Annotated in this window: 11 protein-coding genes; 6 read left to right on the top strand and 5 right to left on the bottom strand. The window is 68.8% G+C overall.

The window, feature by feature from the left end; genetic code table 11:
- The first annotated feature begins 25 nt into the window (after positions 1 to 25).
- The 3 genes from BLP83_RS16780 to BLP83_RS16770 all read left to right on the top strand — a co-directional run bounded on the left by BLP83_RS16780 (position 26) and on the right by BLP83_RS16770 (position 3,254).
- Positions 26 to 652, top strand: coding sequence for a YbhB/YbcL family Raf kinase inhibitor-like protein (locus BLP83_RS16780; RefSeq protein WP_091245563.1), 627 nt, complete (start codon positions 26 to 28; stop codon positions 650 to 652).
- A 22-nt stretch (positions 653 to 674) separates the two neighbouring features.
- Positions 675 to 2,084 (top strand): cardiolipin synthase, encoded by a 1,410-nt coding sequence (gene cls, locus BLP83_RS16775; protein WP_091245561.1) that lies wholly within the window; start codon positions 675 to 677, stop codon positions 2,082 to 2,084.
- 273 nt (positions 2,085 to 2,357) lie between these two features.
- Positions 2,358 to 3,254 (top strand): hypothetical protein, encoded by an 897-nt coding sequence (locus BLP83_RS16770; protein ID WP_143006752.1) that lies wholly within the window; start codon positions 2,358 to 2,360, stop codon positions 3,252 to 3,254.
- 274 nt (positions 3,255 to 3,528) lie between these two features.
- On the opposite strand, the gene ntrC is transcribed toward BLP83_RS16770, so the two are convergent.
- From ntrC to pepQ, 3 genes are all read right to left on the bottom strand, one after another.
- Positions 3,529 to 4,938, bottom strand: a complete 1,410-nt coding sequence (ntrC, locus tag BLP83_RS16765; protein ID WP_091245557.1) for a nitrogen regulation protein NR(I) — start codon at positions 4,936 to 4,938, stop codon at positions 3,529 to 3,531.
- Positions 4,919 to 5,980: a two-component system sensor histidine kinase NtrB gene (locus BLP83_RS16760; RefSeq protein ID WP_091245556.1), complete on the bottom strand. Its 1,062-nt coding sequence runs from the start codon at positions 5,978 to 5,980 to the stop codon at positions 4,919 to 4,921. Before BLP83_RS16760 ends, ntrC begins: the two co-directional genes overlap by 20 nt.
- A 216-nt stretch (positions 5,981 to 6,196) precedes the next feature.
- Positions 6,197 to 7,510: a Xaa-Pro dipeptidase gene (gene pepQ, locus BLP83_RS16755; protein ID WP_091245554.1), complete on the bottom strand. Its 1,314-nt coding sequence runs from the start codon at positions 7,508 to 7,510 to the stop codon at positions 6,197 to 6,199.
- Between the two features lie 71 nt (positions 7,511 to 7,581).
- Here pepQ and BLP83_RS16750 point away from each other — a divergent pair, with 71 nt between their 5' ends.
- Positions 7,582 to 10,173, top strand: a complete 2,592-nt coding sequence (locus BLP83_RS16750; RefSeq protein WP_091245552.1) for a bifunctional diguanylate cyclase/phosphodiesterase — start codon at positions 7,582 to 7,584, stop codon at positions 10,171 to 10,173.
- A gap of 29 nt (positions 10,174 to 10,202) precedes the next feature.
- Here the strand turns inward: BLP83_RS16750 and BLP83_RS16745 are convergent, their stop codons facing one another.
- Together BLP83_RS16745 and BLP83_RS19145 are read right to left on the bottom strand one after the other, a co-directional pair.
- A complete protein-coding gene (locus BLP83_RS16745; protein ID WP_091245550.1) occupies positions 10,203 to 10,550 on the bottom strand; it encodes a PilZ domain-containing protein in 348 nt (115 codons plus the stop codon).
- Positions 10,547 to 13,093: a DUF1631 domain-containing protein gene (locus BLP83_RS19145; RefSeq protein ID WP_091245549.1), complete on the bottom strand. Its 2,547-nt coding sequence runs from the start codon at positions 13,091 to 13,093 to the stop codon at positions 10,547 to 10,549. Before BLP83_RS19145 ends, BLP83_RS16745 begins: the two co-directional genes overlap by 4 nt.
- A gap of 593 nt (positions 13,094 to 13,686) precedes the next feature.
- Here BLP83_RS19145 and BLP83_RS16735 point away from each other — a divergent pair.
- Positions 13,687 to 15,963, top strand: coding sequence for a S9 family peptidase (locus BLP83_RS16735; protein ID WP_091245654.1), 2,277 nt, complete (start codon positions 13,687 to 13,689; stop codon positions 15,961 to 15,963).
- A 140-nt stretch (positions 15,964 to 16,103) separates the two neighbouring features.
- Positions 16,104 to 16,715 (top strand): hypothetical protein, encoded by a 612-nt coding sequence (locus BLP83_RS16730; protein WP_143006750.1) that lies wholly within the window; start codon positions 16,104 to 16,106, stop codon positions 16,713 to 16,715.
- The last annotated feature ends 385 nt before the right edge of the window (positions 16,716 to 17,100 follow it).

Genomic DNA, 17,100 nt, shown 5'->3' with positions numbered 1-17,100 from the left:
CCCCATCACGAGAGGACGACCCCGCATGAAACTGCGCAGCGACAGCTTCGAACAGGGCCAGCCGATTCCCACCGAGTTCGCCTTTGGCCAGCCCGGCCCGGACAGCCCCTGCATCCTCTCGTCGAACCGCAATCCGCATCTGGCCTGGAGCGAAGTGCCCGAGGGCACGCGCAGTTTCGCCCTGATCTGTGTCGACCCGGATGTGCCCTCGAAGCCCGACGACGTCAACCAGGCCGGCCGCGAAGTGCCCGCCGACCTGCCGCGCGTCGACTTCGTGCACTGGCTGCTGGCGAACATCCCGGCGGATGCGCGCGAGATCGCCGCCGGCAGCTGCAGCGAAGGCGTCACCGCGCACGGCAAGCAGACGCCATCAGGACCGGCCGGCAGCGTGCAGGGCAAGAACGACTACACCGGCTGGTTCGCCGGTGACGCCGACATGGGCGGCGACTACCTGGGCTATGACGGCCCCTGCCCGCCCTTCAACGACGCCCTGCTGCACCGCTACTTCTTCCGCCTGTTCGCCCTCGATGTGGAGACGCTGAAACTGCCCGCGAAGTTCAGCATGGCCGATCTGCTTCGCGCCATGCACGGCCACGTGCTCGCCGAGGCGGTGCATTACGGCAGCTACAGCCTGAATCCGAAACTGCGCTGAGTCCGGCGCCGCCGGGCCGCGCATGGACTCGCAGGCCGCCTACTGGCTGGGTCTCGGATGGGCGCTCTATCTGGGCGCCCTGTCGGTCTGGATCGTTCTGCAGAAGCGACCGCCGGTCAGCACCCTTGCCTGGATCCTGAGTCTGGCCGCGCTGCCCGTGGTCGGCTTCGCGATCTACCACTGGCTGGGTCCGGTGCGGATCCGCCGCCAGCAGCTCAAGCGTCGACGCAGCCGGCGTCGGCTGGAGCGCGAGCCGCTGTCGGAATGCGATGTGCTGGCCGCGCTGGCGAGCCCGCTCGAGCAGCGTCAGGCGCGGCTGGTCGAAAGGCTCACGCGGATCGCCCCGACCACGGCCCAGCGCATCGAGCTGCTCAGCGACGGCGCGGCGACGTACTCGGCCCTGCTGGCGGCCATCCACGGCGCCCGCGAGCACGTGCACTGCGAGTACTACATCTTCGAGCCCGACCGGATCGGCTGCGCCGTCCGCGATGCGCTTGCGGAGCGCGCCCGCGCTGGCGTGGCGGTGAGGCTCCTGGTCGACGCCGTCGGCAGCGCAGGCCTGTCCAAGCGCTTTCTGCGGCCGCTGCGCGACGCCGGGGCCGAAGTGGTGTTTTTCCACCCGTTCCGGCTCGCGACCCTGAGGCCGCTGCTGAACCTGCGCACGCATCGCAAGATCGCGGTGATCGACGGGCGCATCGGCTTCACCGGCGGCATCAACGTCAGCGATACCCAGGACGAGCGCGTGCACAGCGGGGCCTTCCGTGACCTGCACCTGCGCATCGAAGGCGCCGCGGTGAACGGCCTGCAGCAGGTGTTTGTCGAGGACTGGCTGTACGCCAGCCGCCGGCCGCTGAAACAGCACGGCATGTTCCCGCTGCTGCCGCCCGGTGAGATTCCCCTGCAATGGCTGCCCTCGGGGCCCGACACACCGCAGGAACCCATCCATCGCGCGATGCTGCAGGGGATCGGCGATGCCGAGCGGCGGGTCTGGCTGGTGACGCCCTACTTCGTGCCGCCCGAGCCGGCCCTGTACGCCCTGAGCCGCGCCGCCCAGCGCGGGGTGGACGTGCGCGTGCTGGTGCCCCGCCGCGCCGACAGCCGAACGGTCACCTATGCCAGCCGCAGCTACTTCGACGAGCTGCTGCGCGCGGGCGTGCGCGTGTTCGAATACACCCCGCGCATGCTGCATACCAAGGCCCTGCTGGTCGACGAAGCCCTGTGCACGCTCGGCAGCGCCAACTTCGATGCGCGCAGCTTCCGGCTCAACTTCGAGCTGTGCCTGAACCTGTACGGCGCCGGCCCGGCGCGCGCGCTGGAGGCCGTGCTGCAGCTCGACTTCGCGAACGCGATCGAGGTGCGCCGGCCACGCCGCCTCACCCGCGCGCAGAGACTGGCGGAAGCCGGCGCGCGGCTGCTGTCGCCGGTGCTGTAGTGACGACGCTCCTAGCGCTTACGCAGGATACTCCGGCGCAGCAGAACCAAGGGTTCGTCGAGGCCGGCGTGCTCTACACACGGCCGGTTTATCAGCACCATGATGGAGCAGGTATCGCCAGTTCGGCTGGCCAACCTGTCAGATCTTGCAGTAGATGGTGTCCACAGGATTCATTAGGTTTTCTGGCTGAACAGACCCAACTTCTTTCCACTCAGGTCAAGAGGTGCACGGTAAATGTCCGCGCTCAAATGTCCGTGTCTGTCTGCACTAGCCATGGTAATTGTCCTCATCACTGGACTTGCCCTAGGCAGTCCCGCATTCGCATCGGCCAGTGAGATCACTCATGCAGTGCGCTGTGACGGCGCACACTCCGATGCGCATTTCGAGGGCTGCGTGCTGGGTGCCACGAGCCAGCCTTTTCCCGGCTTTGCACCCGATGGGCGCTACTGTGGCCTGAACGTGATCAATGAAACCGTTCGCTGCTTTCATCTAGTGTACGAGCCGGAATTACGGCGCTACCACGCCATGCCCGATGCGGTGCCTGGTTTCATGACTGGCAAGCTGACCTTGCTTGCCGAGGCCTACCGGCTGGACTTCATGGGCTTTAACCTTGCCAAACAGTATTACGCCGACGTGTCTATCCTTCGGGACGGGCCGCACGACCCGGTGCGCGTGTCGGTCAACGGCTGGCAATCGAGTGATCGCGGCCGCATGAACCGTGCCGTCAACAGTTGCCTTTCGGATCTCGTTTGCGTTAGGCAGATCGATTGGGCTCTGGCGCAACGGATGCAGGCCAGCGAACGGTACACAGGTGGTGGAGGTCAAGTGGGGCCCTTGGGGGGCAGCGTCAGCTGGAACTACTTTCCTGCGGAGCTGGGGCCGCCGGCCGCAGTGTGGTTCTGCGAGTCCTCCGATTGCGCGCTTTACCAGTTTGAAAACAACAGCTGGGTTTTCAAGGAAACGCGTGCACGCCGGGGTGCGGGCCCTGCCTACGGAAACCCCGACAACCAGCAGACCCTCAGTTGGGGCAGCGGACGCGACGCCCAGGATGTCTGGATTGGCATGCGCGGTGCCGGTTATCCCATGATGGATTTCCTCATGAACCACCAGTTGGTATGTGGGTGGATAAATGGAGTCTTCGACAGCTGCCGCTGGATTGCTCAGCACTGAGGACACTGCGACGCGCGAGCATCGCATCTGCCACTCGCGCGTGTTGCACCCTAATATTGAGAGGTTACCTCACAATTTCCAGTGCGGTCACATTCGAACTTTTGCATTCATGAGCCAGAACACCCGGCTGTCACCGGGATACCCGGCGGTCTCAACTCTGAAACGCAACACCTTGTAACGCGAGGTTGTGGCACCAACTTTCAACGCACCTCCTGTCAAAGTTGAGAGGATGGCATCGGGAACTGGTGCGGGGATGCTCGGTCGAGCGACGTTGTTACGCCCGCCGCCGACTCGAACCCAGCTTGCGGGTCAGGGTGTTGCGGCCCAGCCCCAGACGTTCCGCCGCCTGTTGGCGGTGCCCGCCGGTGACGGCCAGTGCCGCGTTCAACATGACCTGCTCGAAACGCTCCAGCGCCTGCGGATACAGCTCGGCCTGGCCGGAGCGCAGCGCGCCTTCGGCCCATTGCCGCAGGCTTTCCTCCCAGCTGCCGGTCGCCGGCGTCTTGCTGCGGCCGCGCAGCCCCTCGGGCAGGTCGGCCACCCGCACCACATCGCCCGGCGCCAAGGCGGCCAGACGCCAGCACAGGTTCTCCAGCTCGCGCACGTTGCCCGGCCAGTCGTAGGCGGTGAGCGCATCGAGGGTGGCGCGGTCGAAGCGCTTGCCGCCGGTGCCGAGCTTGGCCACCGCATCGGCGAGAAAGCGCTGCGCCAGCGCGGGCACGTCCTCGCGGCGCTGGCGCAGCGCCGGAATGTTCAGCCGCACCACATCCAGCCGGTGCAGCAGGTCGGCGCGGAAGCGACCCTGCTCGACCAATGCATCCAGCGGCTGGTGGGTGGCGGCGATCACCCGCACGTCGACGCGGATCAACTCGCGGCCGCCGATGCGGAAGAACTCGCCCTCCGCCAGCACGCGCAACAGGCGCGTCTGCAGCGCTGCCGGCATGTCGCCGATCTCGTCGAGGAACAGGGTGCCGCCGTCGGCCTGCTCGAAGCGTCCATGGTGGCGACGCGCGGCACCGGTGAAGGCGCCCGGCTCGTGGCCGAAGAGTTCGCTCTCCAGCAGTTCGGACGGAATCGCTGCGGTATTCAGTGCGACGAAGGGCGCCTGCGCACGCGGCGAGTGCCGGTGCAGGGCACGCGCGACCAGCTCCTTGCCGGTGCCGGTCTCGCCGATGATCAGCACCGACAGCGGCGCCTGCGCCAGCTTGCCGATGGCGCGGAACAGCTCGCGCATGGCCGGCGCCTCGCCGACCAGGTCGGGCGTATCGCGCGCGGGTGGCGGCGGCGGCGCGGGTTCGGCCTCGTCCTGCTGCAGGGCGCGCCGGGCCATCGCCACGGCGGTGTCGAGGTCGAAGGGTTTGGACAGGAAGTCGTGGGCGCCGCCGCGGAAGGCGCCAGCCGTGGACGCCACATCGGTGTAGGCGCTCATCACCACGATCGGCAGGTCCGGATGGTCGGCCTTCAGCACGTTGAGCAGCTTGAGCCCATCCATTTCCGGCATGCGCACGTCGGTGAACACGGCGGCCGGCGTCGACTTCGCCAGCGCCGCCAGCGCCGGCCCCGGGCCGTCGAACTCGCGCACCTCGAAGCCGGCGTCGCGCAGACCTTCGGCCAGCACGAAGCGCACCGAGCGGTCGTCGTCGATGACCCAGAGGGTGGAAGGCCTATTCGCCATGGTGGGCATCCTCGCGGTGCTCGTCGCGCACCGGCAGCAGCAGGGTGAAAACGGTGTGTCCCGGACGCGAGCGGAAGCTCAGCGCACCGCCGTGCTCGCGGGCCACCTGCTGCGCGAGGGCGAGGCCGAGGCCGGAGCCTTCCGGCCGCCCCGAAACCAGCGGCAGGAAGATCCGCTCCGCCAGGGACTCGGGCACGCCGCGGCCGTTGTCCTCGATTTCCAACTTGAGGGCCAGGCGGTAGCGCAGCTCGCCGATCAGCACGCCGTGCTCGGCGCGCGAGCGCAGGCGCACGATCGACGCACCGCTCTGCAGGGCGTTGCGCACCAGATTCCACAGCGCCTGCGCCAAGCGATCGGCATCGGCCGGCAGCTCGGGCAGGCTGGGGTCGTAATCGCGCAGCAGCTGCACCGACCAGCCCGCTTCGGCCTCGGCGAGCAGGCGCACGCGCTCCAGCACGGAATGCACATTGGTGGCGATCAGTTCGCGCGGCGCGGTCGGGGTGAGCAGGCGTTCAACCAGATCCGCGAGTCGCGCGGTTTCGGTGAGGATGACCTCGACATAGCGGCGGCTGTCAGCGTCCTCGATCCGGCGGCCGAGCAGCTGGGCCGCGCCCTTCAAGCCGGCCAGCGGGTTGCGCACCTCGTGGGCCAGGCCCTTGAGCGCGGCGTGCAGGGCGGCCGGCAACACGCTGGGGTCGGCGCCGGGAAAGGCATCGGCCGGATGGAATTCGATCAGCAGGCCACCCTCGGGCAGCTCGGGGCAAGATTCGAAGGGTGTGAGATAGACCTCGGCGAAGCGCTCGTCGCCCTCGCGCTTCAGCCGCAGGTGACGTCCGCGCAGCGAGGTCCGCTGCTGCTGCACCTCGGCCGCGGCCGCCAGCAGTTCACCGTCGCCGCCGTCGATCAAGGCCAGGGGCTGGTCCAACAGACGCCTGCGCGAAAGCCCCAGCCAGGCCGAACACGCCGGGTTGAGTTCACGTATCTGCTGCGTCGCATCGATCAGCAGCAGCGGAGTGGCCAACCTCTGGAAGGGGGCGAAGCGGCTGAGCATGGCGGATCCGAAACCCGGTTTGCGCCATCGTGGTGCAAAACCGGCGCGCTGGGAAGCCTCCGGCTGTGGCGTTGCAGCAAGCGGGCGGGAGCGTCAGCGAACCGCCGGCTGCATCACACTTGTTTCTGGCCTGTGACTTGCTTGCACAGGCGCATGCCTTTCAGCGCCCATCCCCATTCCCCATCCACCCGCATGGCGCGCGCCGCTGGCGCGCGCTCAGGCCGCAAAGGCGTCGCGGCTGAGGTTCTCGGGCGCACCCTCGGTGCAGACCACGTCGTCTTCGATGCGGATGCCGCCATAGGGCGCCAGCGCGTCCACCCGCGTCCAATCAATGTGACGCCCTGTGTCAGCCGCGCGCAGCCGGGCCAGCAGGCTGTCGATGAAATACAGGCCGGGCTCGATGGTGACCGCCATGCCGGGGCCGAGCACGCGGGTCAGGCGCAGGAAGGGGTGGCCCTCGGGGCGCTCGATGCGGCCGCCCTCCTCGCTGGCGGCGAAGCCGGCGACATCGTGCACCTGCAGGCCGATCAGATGGCCCAGGCCGTGCGGGAAGAAGGTCGAGGTCAGGCCCAGCGCCAAAGCCTCGTCGAGGCCGCAGCGGATCAGCCCGGCCTCGATCAGCAGAGCGCCCAACTGGCGATGGCAGTCGAGGTGCAGCTCGCGGTAGTCGCGGCCCGGACGCACGCCGTCGACCAGGGCCTGCTGGACGCGGTCGACGCCGGCCAGCAGTGCCGCGAAGTCGCCCTGTTTTGCGCTATAGGTGCGGGTGATGTCGGCGGCATAGCCGCTGCAGCTGGCGCCGGCATCGATCAGCAGGGAGCGGTGCTCGGCGGGCGCGACGGTCTCGCGGTGCTGGTAGTGCAGGATCGCCGCGTTCTGGTTGAGGCAGACGATGTTGCCGTAGGGCAGGTCGAGATCGCTGTGGCCGGTCGCCGCCAGATAGGCCTGGTGCACGCCGTGCTCGGAAGCGCCGGCGCGGAAGGCCGCCTCGGCGGCGCGGTGGCCGCGCACCGCGCGCCGGCTGGCGATGCGCATCAGTTCGAGTTCGTAGGGAGTCTTGTAGGCGCGATGGAAGTGCAGGTGATCGATCAGGGCCGCGGGGTTGTCGGGCACGTAATCACCCACGGCCGCCTCGGGCTCGCCGACGATGGCGCAGCGCGCGGCCGGCGGCAGCAGGCCCGGAAGTTCGCCGGTGTCACGGAGGATCGATATAGTGCACTGCTCGGTCCAATAACCAGCCGGATCCGCCGGCGGCTTGTGCCAGAAATCGTCCGGCTGGAAATAGAACAGATGCGGCTTGTGCCCGGGAGTGATCAACAGCCAGCAGTCGGGGTGCTCGTCCAAGGGCAGCCAAGCCTTGAAGTGCGGGTTGACGCGGAACGGATAGGGCCGATCGTCGAGGAACTCGTAGCGGGTACTGCCGGCCGCGACCAGCAGGTGCTCGCGTCCCACTCGCGCCAGCGCGGCGGCCGTGCGCTGCATCAGGGTGTCGACATGGGCGCGGTGCAGGGTGGCGAGATCGGCACTCATGGTGGCGTGGATCGTCAGTGGCGGGGTCGCCAAGCATACCGGCAGCCCCGGCCGCGATCGGGAGCCACGGCGTGAAGCCTTCCCTCCACCACACCAGCGTGCGGCGGCCGCTGATCGCAGGCCTGGTCGCCCTGCTGGTCGGGCTCGGCCTGACCTTTCTGCTGAGCCGCGAGCACGCGCGCCTGCTGAATGCGCAGCAGGAGGCCAGCCTGGGCTGGCTGGCCGAGCGCAGCGCCACCGGCCTGCGCGCCCAGCTCGAGAACTGCGCCCTGCTGGTGCGCTCGCTGCAGGCCCTGTTCAATTCCAGCGGCCTGGTCGAGCCGCACGAGTTCCAGCGCATGTACGAGGACCTGCAGCCGCGGCGGCTGTTTCCGGCCCTGCGCTCACTGGCTTATGCCGAGTACGTCGCCGGCGATCCTGTGCGCTACCCGACCACGTTCTACGCCCCGCTGCTGGGCAATGAGCGCGTCGCCGGGCTCGACATCGCGACCCAGCCGGCCAACCTGCGCGCGCTGGAGATCGCCCGCGACACCGACGACGCGGCGATGTCCGAGGTCTTCGATCTGGTCCAGCTCGGCGCCGACGGCAAGCCGCTGAAGGGTTTCATCCTGCGCCTGCCGGTGTATACGCCCGGCCCGCGCCCGCTCGACGTCGAGGAGCGTCGGCGTCGCTTCGCCGGTTCACCGGCCGCCTCGTTTTCGATCAACGAGCTGCTGGCGCGCGTGCTGCCGGATGCCGACGAAGCGATCGCGCTCAACGTCTACGACGTCAGCGACGAGGCCCCTGTGCTGCTCTACAGCAGCGGCGAGGCCGAAGCCGGAACCCGCACCGAGCAGCGCCTGATCGACTTCGCCGGCCGCCGCTGGCGGCTTGAGATCGCGCCGCTGCCGGCGTTCTCGCAGTCGCTGCAGGTGATCCCGCTGGTGAGCTTCGGTTTCGGCCTGATCGCCAGCCTGCTGCTCGGTGCCCTGTTCTTCAACGTCGCCCGCACGCGCGAGACCGCGCTCGGCCTGGCCGAGCAGATGAGCCGACGCTTCCGCGAAAGCGAGGAGCGCTTCCGCGCGCTGACCGAACTGCTGCCGGCGGCGGTGCTGCTGGCGCGCGCGGATGACCAGGTGGTCTACATGAACTTCGCCGGCCGGCAGCTGCTCGGGGTGGACAGCGCTGGCGACAAACTCGCGCTGTCGGCGCTGTTCGAGGACCGCGCCTTCGCCGAACGTCTGCGCACCGGCGGCAGCGCCAATGTCGAGGGCCTGAGCACGCGCGTGCTGCGCCCGGACCACGGCGGTTTCTGGGCCTCGGTATCGCTGACCGACATCGTGCTGGAAGGCGAACCCCACCACCTCGTGGTGATCCAGGACAGCACCGAGGCGCATGCGCTCACCGAGCGCCTGCGCCACCAGGCCGCACACGATGCGCTGACCGGTCTGCTCAACCGCGCCAGCTTCGAGCAGGCGCTGCGCGAAACCGCCCAGGCCGGCACCGTGCGTGCGCGCCAGGCCGCCCTGCTCTACCTCGACCTCGACCAGTTCAAGCTGATCAACGACACCGCCGGCCACGACGCCGGCGATCGCATGGTCAGCGAGCTGGCGAGCCTGCTGCTGGCCTGCGTGGAATCGACCGACGTGCTGGCGCGGCTCGGCGGCGACGAGTTCGGCCTGCTGCTGCGCGGCGCCAGCCGCCATCATGCGCTGGCGGTCGCCGAGAGCATCCGCCAGACCGTGCGCGGCCATCGCTTCGTGTTCGAGGGCAAGCAGCACTCGCTCACCGTCAGCATCGGCGTGGTCCTGCTCGACCAGGCCAGCTCGCGCGACACCCGGGAGCTGCTGGCCCTGGCCGATACCGCCTGTTACATGGCCAAGGAGCAGGGGCGCAACCGCGTCCATCTCACCGCCTCCGACGACATCGAGGCGCGTCGTCGCCGCGACGAGATGGCCTGGATCAACCGGCTCAAGCAGGCGCTGGCCGACAACCGTTTTGAACTGCACTTCCAGCGCATCGAGCCGCTGGGCGAGGGCAGCGAGGGCCACCTGGAGCTGCTGCTGCGCCTGCGTGACGAACACGGCCAGCTGGTGCCGCCGGCCGAGTTCATTCCCGCCGCAGAACGCTATGCGCTGATGCCCGCGATCGACCGCTGGGTGCTGCAGAACGCGCTGGCGGCGATGCGCCGCGGCCGTGCGCCCGAGGCGGCGCTGTGGGCCATCAACCTGTCGGCGCATACGCTGGAAGACGACAGCTTCGCCGACTTCGTCTGCAGCGAACTGGGCAAGAGCGGCGTGCCAGCGGCGCGGCTGTGCTTCGAGGTCACCGAGACGGCCGCACTGACCCACATGGAGCGGGCGATGGACTTCATCCAGCGCATGCGTGCGCTCGGCTGCCGCTTCGCGCTCGACGATTTCGGCTCGGGCATGTCCTCGTTCGGGTATCTCAAGCAGCTGCCGGTCGACCTGGTGAAGATCGACGGCAGCTTCATCCGCGACATCGAGAGCGACCCCATGAGCCTGTCGATCGTGCAGGCGCTGACCGGCATCTGCCACCAAGCCCAGGTCAAGGTGGTCGCCGAGTTCGTCGAAAACATGAGCATCGCCGGCACCCTCCGCGGGCTCGGCGTCGATTACGGCCAGGGCTATGCCCTGCACCGGCCGCAGCCGCTCGAGGAATAAACGCTTGGCCGCCCGCGAAGGGCGCCGCTTCAGTCGTAGTGCGAGCCCGGCGCCTCCACCCAGGCGTGCAGGTGGTGGGCATCCTCGGGCGCGATGTCGATGAAGCGGAAACCCGACCAGTACTGGCCGGGCACATGGCTGGGCTCGGACCACAGCTGGTGCACACCGACCTCCAGCGTGCGCGGCTTCTGCGCGCTGCCGCCCAGGGTGAAGCGCAGCTGGTAGAGGGCGTCCTCGACCAGCGGCGCTGAAGCCATCAGCATCATGCCGGTCTCGGAGAGGTTGCCGATCCGGCCGACGCTGAGTTCGGTCATGGTGTCGAAGACTTCGATGGCCTCGTGGGCCCGCTTGCGCTTGGCTCGACGCGATTCGTTCACGGCGTGGCTCCTGCGGGGCTGCGCTGGGCGAAGTTGCGCAGCACGCCCATGATCGACTGCCAGGCGCGATCGATGACCGTGCCCTCCTCGGCCATCACCACCTTGACCCGTCCGGCCTCCATCTCGCGGGCCAGCCATTCGAGGCTGTGCTCGGCGGCGCGCTGGCCGCGATGGTTCACGAACAGCGCGTTGCCGGTGACCGTGCTGAACCAGGACATGCGCCGGCGCAGGGTGCCGCCCTCGGGGTTGGGGAATTCGAACCAGGTGCCGAAGGGCAGGTGGCGGATGCGATCGAACTGCGCGCGCTCGGCCGCGCTGAGTGGCGCCGCGGTGGCGGCCGGGGCGACCGGCGCCGGTTCGCTGCCGTCGCCGCTCTGGCCAAGACGCACGCGCGACTTCAGCTTCATCGCCAGCTCGGTGCGGGTATTGCCTTCGCCCTGCGGCTCGGGCTCGTCCTCGCTGGCCAGCAGGCGGGCGGTGATCGCGGCGGCATCGCCGTCGTGGTAGCCGACCTTGATCAGGGCCCGCTCGATGTCCTCGCGCAGCTGCGCCAGCACCGCCGGCGGCGCCGACTGGCCGCCGCCGATCTGGATCAGCTGCTCGGCGATGTCGAGCTGCTGGCGGTAGAGCGGCGACTCTTCGCCGCCGCGCAGCAGCGACAGCGCCAGCACATCCGTCCAGGCCTGCTGCAGCAGGGTGGCGAGGAAGCGCGGCACCCGCTTGCCGTCCAATCGTTCGCTGACCGCCTGTTCGGCGCGGATCCGCGCCAGCTCGAGCTTCTCCTTGCCGCGCGCGGCCTCGACGTGCCGGCGTTCGGCAACCTCGGCCTTGCGCGCCAGGGTCTGCATCTGCTGCTGCAGATCGCCGACCAGGCTCTCGAAGACCGCCGAGTCGCCCATGTAGTCATGGGTGGCGCGATCGACCACGAGGTTGATCTTGTCGAGCAGGGCGCGATCGGCTTCGTCGGCATCGAGCAACCAGCTGGTGCCGGTTTCGGCGACCACGTTCAGCATCTGCCGAGCCGGGTGCTGGCGGCGGGTGAAGAAGCCCTTGTCGGACAGCGCCACCCGCAGCATTGGCACCTGCAGCTTGGTCAAAAGGCTGGCCGCCGGGCTGGTCTGCTTGATGTCGCGAAGGATGTGCTCGTACAGCAAGCTCATCAGCTCAAGGGTGTCCGACTCCTCGGCGCCCAGGGTGGGGCTCATGCCGGGCGGGGTCACCTGGCGCAGCTGGGCCAGCAGGTCCTGCTTCAGATGCGACAGCGAACGCGGCGCCGGCTTGCCGTCGACCAGCACCGGCGCCGGCTCGCGCGCCTGCAGCAGGGCCAGCACGGCCTGCACGTCATCGCGGCTGGCGACGTGTGCGTTCGGCGGCGGCTTGGCCTGGGCGCCGCCCAGCTTGCCCAGCAGGGCGCGGCGGCCGGCGAGCAGCTCACGCAGCATGTCGAACATGCGGCCGTCGTTGGCACCGGCCTCGGCGGCGGCCGCGCCCGCGTCCAGCGGTTCGGGGCTGGCCGTGCCCGGCCAGGCGGTGTAGGGCCGCGGTCCACTGGGCGCGGCCCCGGCGCTCGGCCCGAAGCCCGCGCCAAGCCCGGGCTCCTCCGGGTCGCGATAGGGCACGGTCTCGGGATTGAAGGCCTGGGCGGGCGCGGCGGGCTGTGCCGCTCCGGGCCCCTGCCGCGCGGGCATCGGTGCTCCCGGGACTCCCGGCGGACGCGGGCCCGCGGGCCCGCGGGCTTCGGTGGGCCTGGCCTCGGGCGGCTTCGTCTCGCCCGGCTTGGCTTCGTTCGGCTTGGCGGTTTCGGCCGGCGCGCGCGCGGCGGCTGGCTTGCGGTTCGGCGCGAAACTGAGGTTCGGCAGCACGCGCTCGCGTGCGAGGTAGCTGTTCAGGGCCTCGTAGAGCGAGCCGATCAGGCCCATCACCTGGCGTTCGAACTGGCGGTAGATCAGCAGCCGGTATTCGTTGTTCAGGTCAAGCGTGGCCACTGCGGTGCGCAGAAAGGCGCAGAGCGCGCGCGGACCGACCGGCAGGCGCTCGGCCTCGAAGGCGGGGCGGCCGGCGATCACGCCGAAGCGCTGGCCGAGCAGGAACAGGGGCAGGCTGTGGCGCACCTCGGCACGGCTGGCGATCTCGCCAAGCAGCATGTTCTGTTCGAGTTCGATGTCGGCGACCAGGCTGAGCTCGGTGAAGGCCAGGCCTTTGTCATTGCCGGCCAGCGGGCTGGCTTCGGGCGGATCCTTGAGGGTCGCCAGAGCCCCTTCCAAGGCAATGAGGAACCGCGGCACCACATCGGCGCGGCCACGCTTGATCTCGCGCAGGGCCTCGAAGCAGGAGGCCTGGATGTCGCCGCTGCGGGCCTGGTCGGCCAGCTTGAACAGCTGCTGCTCGGTTTCGTCGAGGGTGAGCTTGAGCCCACGCTCCAGCTCGTCCGAGCCGAACTTCAGGACCCCCTCCAAGAGCTGGCGCACGCGGCGCGGCAGCGCCCGCTGCGACAGTCGCACGCTGTGGCTGGCATCGATACCGGAAAAACCGGGGCTCAGCATCGGCGACCTCCGGCGACAACGCTGGTTGGAAGCGCGCGCAGACACCGCTGGCCCAAGGGCGCGAGCGGTCGGGTGCACGGGGTACGGCCGTTCGGTGGGTACATGCGCGTGGCGGATCCTCAGGCCGGCGCCACCGGGTCGCACGCTCGCGCGACGCCCGCGGCAGGGTTGAAATGCTGAATGGCTGGCAAGTCTGTAGGCAAGAAATGTGCCTTGGTTCACAGACCCGCCCGGGTGGGAGAGCGATCGCGGATGCTCTGCCCTCGGCGTCAGCCTCGGCAACTGCGTGTCAGATTGTGACCGAACGCGAGGCCGCGCAAGCCTCCATCGGGGGCTGTCGTGGGCGCGGGGCGGGTGGTTCCACGGCGGCCGATGGCCCGGCACGCGGATCCGGAGCCACGCCGCCCCTTGCAGAGCGCGTCAGGCTCGGGTCCCATCGTGTCTTCGCGTCCTCGCATCGGGATTCCGTCATGTACTCCAAACCGCTTCCCGGGTCCAGCGCCACCAAGCCCGCGACTGCACTGCAGCGTCTGTATGCCACCGGCGAGCGCCTGTTGGGGCGACTGCGCCCCCATGCCCTGATCGGTCTGTCCATGAGCCTCGCTCCCATCGCCAGCTTCGCCGCGCAGCCGCTGACCCTGGAAGCCCTGACCGGCGAGCAGCCGCTGTCCGGGCCCTCGCTGATGCAGCCGAAGATCGCGCCCGACGGCGCCCGCGTGACCTTCCTCAAGAGCCGCGAGGAAGACCGCTTCCGCCTCGACCTGTGGGAGTACCACATCGAATCCGGCGAGACCCGCCGCCTGGTCGACTCGCAGGCGCTCGTGCCCAATGAAGTGCTGTCGGACGAGGAGAAGGCCCGCCGCGAGCGCCAGCGCATCGTCGGGCTCACCGGCATCGTCGACTACCACTGGGCGCCGGACGGACGCCGCCTGCTGTTTCCGCTGGGCGGCGAGCTCTACCTCTACGACCTCGGCGCCGAGCCCGGTGCGCAGGTGCGCAAGCTGACGAACGGCGAAGGCTTCGCCACCGACCCCAAGGTTTCGCCCAAGGGCGGCTATGTCAGCTTCATCCGCGGCCGCGACCTGTGGGTGATCGACCTCGCCGATGGCCGCAGCCATCGCCTGACCTCGGACGGCAGCGAGGTCATCGGCAACGGCGTCGCCGAGTTCGTCGCCGACGAGGAGATGGACCGCCACACCGGCTACTGGTGGGCGCCGGACGACTCCGCCATTGCGTACGCGCGCATCGACGAAACCCCCGTGCCGATCCGCGAGCGCTTCGAGATCCACGCCGACACCAGCACCATTGTCCAGCAGCGCTATCCCGCGGCTGGCGAGGCCAATGTCGCCATTAGTCTGCATGTGGTCGATCTGAGCTCCGCGCTGGGCGCACCCAAGGCCGTGCCCGGTCGCATCGAGACCACCGAGGGGCCGCGCACGGTCATGCTGCAGGACCGGATACAGGCACCCGCGCCCACCGCGATCAACCTCGGCCCCGAGCCCGACATCTACCTCACCCGCGTCAATTGGGCGACGCCTCGCCTGCTCAGCTTCCAGCGCCAGTCGCGCGACCAGCGCCGGCTCGATCTGGTGCTGCACGACCTCGACAGCGGCCAGCAGCGCGTGCTGCTGACCGAAACATCCGACACCTGGGTGCCGCTGCACCACAACCTGCGCTTCCTCAAGGACGGCCAGCGCTTCCTCTGGAGCAGCGAGCGCTCGGGCTTCGAGCACCTCTACCTCGGCGACCTTGCCAGCGGCGCGCTGACGCGGCTCACGCGCGGAGAGTGGACGGTCGAGGACGTGCTGGCGCTGGATGAAGATGCCGGCCTCGTCTACTTCAGCGGCACGCTTGATTCCGCGCTGGAGAAGCACGCCTATGTGCTGCCGCTCGGCGGGGGCGAGCCCAAGCGCCTGACCGCGGCCGGCGCCTGGCACGAGGTCAAGTTCGCCGACAACGCCAGTGTCTACGTCGACAGCTGGAACAGCCCGGGCACGCCGCCGCAGATGGAGCTCTTCCGCGCCTCGGGCGAACGCATCGCCGCCCTGATCGACAACACCCTCGACGCCGACCATCCCTATGCGCCGTATCTCGCCGCCCACCTGCCGATGGAGTTCGGCAGCCTGATCGCCGCCGATGGCGAGACCGAACTCCACTACAGCCTGATCAAGCCGGCCGGCTTCGATGCCGGCAAGCGCTACCCCGCGGTGGTGCTGGTCTACGGCGGCCCGGCCGCGCAGACGGTGAAGCGCACCTGGCAGGTCGACTACAACCAGTACCTGGCCCAGCAGGGCTATGTAGTGTTCTCGCTCGACAACCGCGGCACCCCGCGCCGCGGGGCGAAGTTCGGCGGCGCGCTGTACGGCAAGCAGGGCACGGTGGAAGTCGACGACCAGCGCCGCGGCGTCGCCTTCCTGCGCGGCCTGCCCTACATCGATGGCGAACGCATCGGCGTCTACGGCTGGTCCAACGGCGGCTACATGACCCTCATGCTGCTGGCCCGCGCCGGCGAGGACTACGCCTGCGGCGCCGCCGGTGCGCCGGTCACCGACTGGGCCCTGTACGACACCCACTACACCGAACGCTACATGGACCTGCCGCAGCGCAACCCCGAGGGCTACAGGCAGGCCTCGGTGTTCACCCATCTTGATGGCCTGACCAAGCCCCTGCTGTTGCTGCACGGCATGGCCGACGACAACGTCCTGTTCGTGAACAGCACCCGCCTGATGTCGGAACTGCAGTCGCGCGGCCAGCCCTTCGAGCTGATGACCTACCCGGGTGCGCGCCATGGCCTGCAGAAGAAGGATGCGCTGCACCGGTTCCGGGTGACGGAAGCGTTCTTTGCGCGGTGCCTGGGGGCGGCGGGCTGAGGGTCTGTGGCAACGCTGAAGAACTCAGCGCTGCCGCGCGCGATGGTGGGCGCACCCGCTGGTCAAGGTCAGGATGGGCTTGATGACTGTTGCGCTGGTCCAGCTCATCTTCGACCTGGCCTTCTGGCCCCGTGGATCCCATGACAAAGTCTTGGGCGATGGGAGCAGCGCTCGGTGTACTGCTGACCGCGTCGGCGGGAGCGCAAACGTCTGCAGACATCAAGGGCGAGGTGTGGCTGCCCGGTGGGCCGATCGTGCCCCCGGGCGCCATTGCGCGAGTGCATCTGACCGCCACCAATCTAGGCCCTGACACAACGATTGGCAGCGTGGGCGTCGGTGCGGCTTTCACCCCGAATGTGGGGAGCCGCAACTTTGAGCTCCTGCAACTGGATGAAACCCCGCCGTGCACAGTGCGCGCTACGGTGTTCGTGGCGCCGCCAGGCCAGCTTTCCACCGTCGTGGTGTCCATCTTCATGGAGCGCATGCTTGCTCCCTCCGAATCGGCGACATGCATCGTTGGGCTGCGGACCTTTCCCGAATCGCCCGCGGTTCAGAGGGTGAGGTTCGGGTTCGCGCCGTTGACGGAAGACCCTGATCCTTCCAACAACAGGGTGAGCGTGGAGATCCGGACTGGCAGTCCACCACCCTCAACGCAGCCCATCGAGATTCCTGCGGCCTCATCGCAAGCCCTGCTCTTTCTTCTGGTCACGGTATGTGCCGCGGGTTCAGTCGTTCTGCGTCGGACGGTTTGATCCAAACGGAAAGCACCGCGATTGGAGATGCGTGAGGTGACGTCAAGGGATGCGTGCCCCCTGGCCGGCTTTGGCTTTGGCTTTGGCTTCGGCTTCGGCTTCGGCTCTGCGCTCCTGCGGGCAGGAGCCCGCGCTCTTCCACGGGGCCCCTGGGGAGCGGCGGGAGTGCGTCGATCAGCCCGAAGGGTCGCCGGCAGGGATGCCGGCGATGTTCGTGACAGGCCACGGAGGGCCTGTCCACGAACACCCACGGACTCACGCGAACCCTTCGCGCACGGAGGCGCGAAGGGCGCGGACGAGGGGTGGCCTTTCTCTTGCCTACTTCTCTTTGGCCACGCAAAGAGAAGTAGGTCGGGCAGCCCGCAGGGCTGACCGAAAGCTCTTG

It is taken from the genome of Aquimonas voraii, from assembly GCF_900101825.1.
Classification (GTDB): domain Bacteria; phylum Pseudomonadota; class Gammaproteobacteria; order Xanthomonadales; family Xanthomonadaceae; genus Aquimonas; species Aquimonas voraii.
Note: the sequence above shows the minus strand (reverse complement) of the source record. Positions and strands in the feature narration are given on the sequence as shown.

Excerpts from the sequence above, each read along its gene's own strand:
- BLP83_RS16780 (WP_091245563.1), top strand. The coding sequence starts at position 26 with ATGAAACTGCGCAGCGACAGCTTCGAACAGGGCCAGCCGATTCCCACC.
- cls (WP_091245561.1), top strand. The coding sequence starts at position 675 with ATGGACTCGCAGGCCGCCTACTGGCTGGGTCTCGGATGGGCGCTCTAT.
- BLP83_RS16770 (WP_143006752.1), top strand. The coding sequence starts at position 2,358 with ATGGTAATTGTCCTCATCACTGGACTTGCCCTAGGCAGTCCCGCATTC.
- ntrC (WP_091245557.1), bottom strand. The coding sequence starts at position 4,938 with ATGCCCACCATGGCGAATAGGCCTTCCACCCTCTGGGTCATCGACGAC.
- BLP83_RS16760 (WP_091245556.1), bottom strand. The coding sequence starts at position 5,980 with ATGCTCAGCCGCTTCGCCCCCTTCCAGAGGTTGGCCACTCCGCTGCTG.
- pepQ (WP_091245554.1), bottom strand. The coding sequence starts at position 7,510 with ATGAGTGCCGATCTCGCCACCCTGCACCGCGCCCATGTCGACACCCTG.
- BLP83_RS19145 (WP_091245549.1), bottom strand. The coding sequence starts at position 13,093 with ATGCTGAGCCCCGGTTTTTCCGGTATCGATGCCAGCCACAGCGTGCGA.
- BLP83_RS16735 (WP_091245654.1), top strand. The coding sequence starts at position 13,687 with ATGAGCCTCGCTCCCATCGCCAGCTTCGCCGCGCAGCCGCTGACCCTG.
- BLP83_RS16730 (WP_143006750.1), top strand. The coding sequence starts at position 16,104 with ATGACAAAGTCTTGGGCGATGGGAGCAGCGCTCGGTGTACTGCTGACC.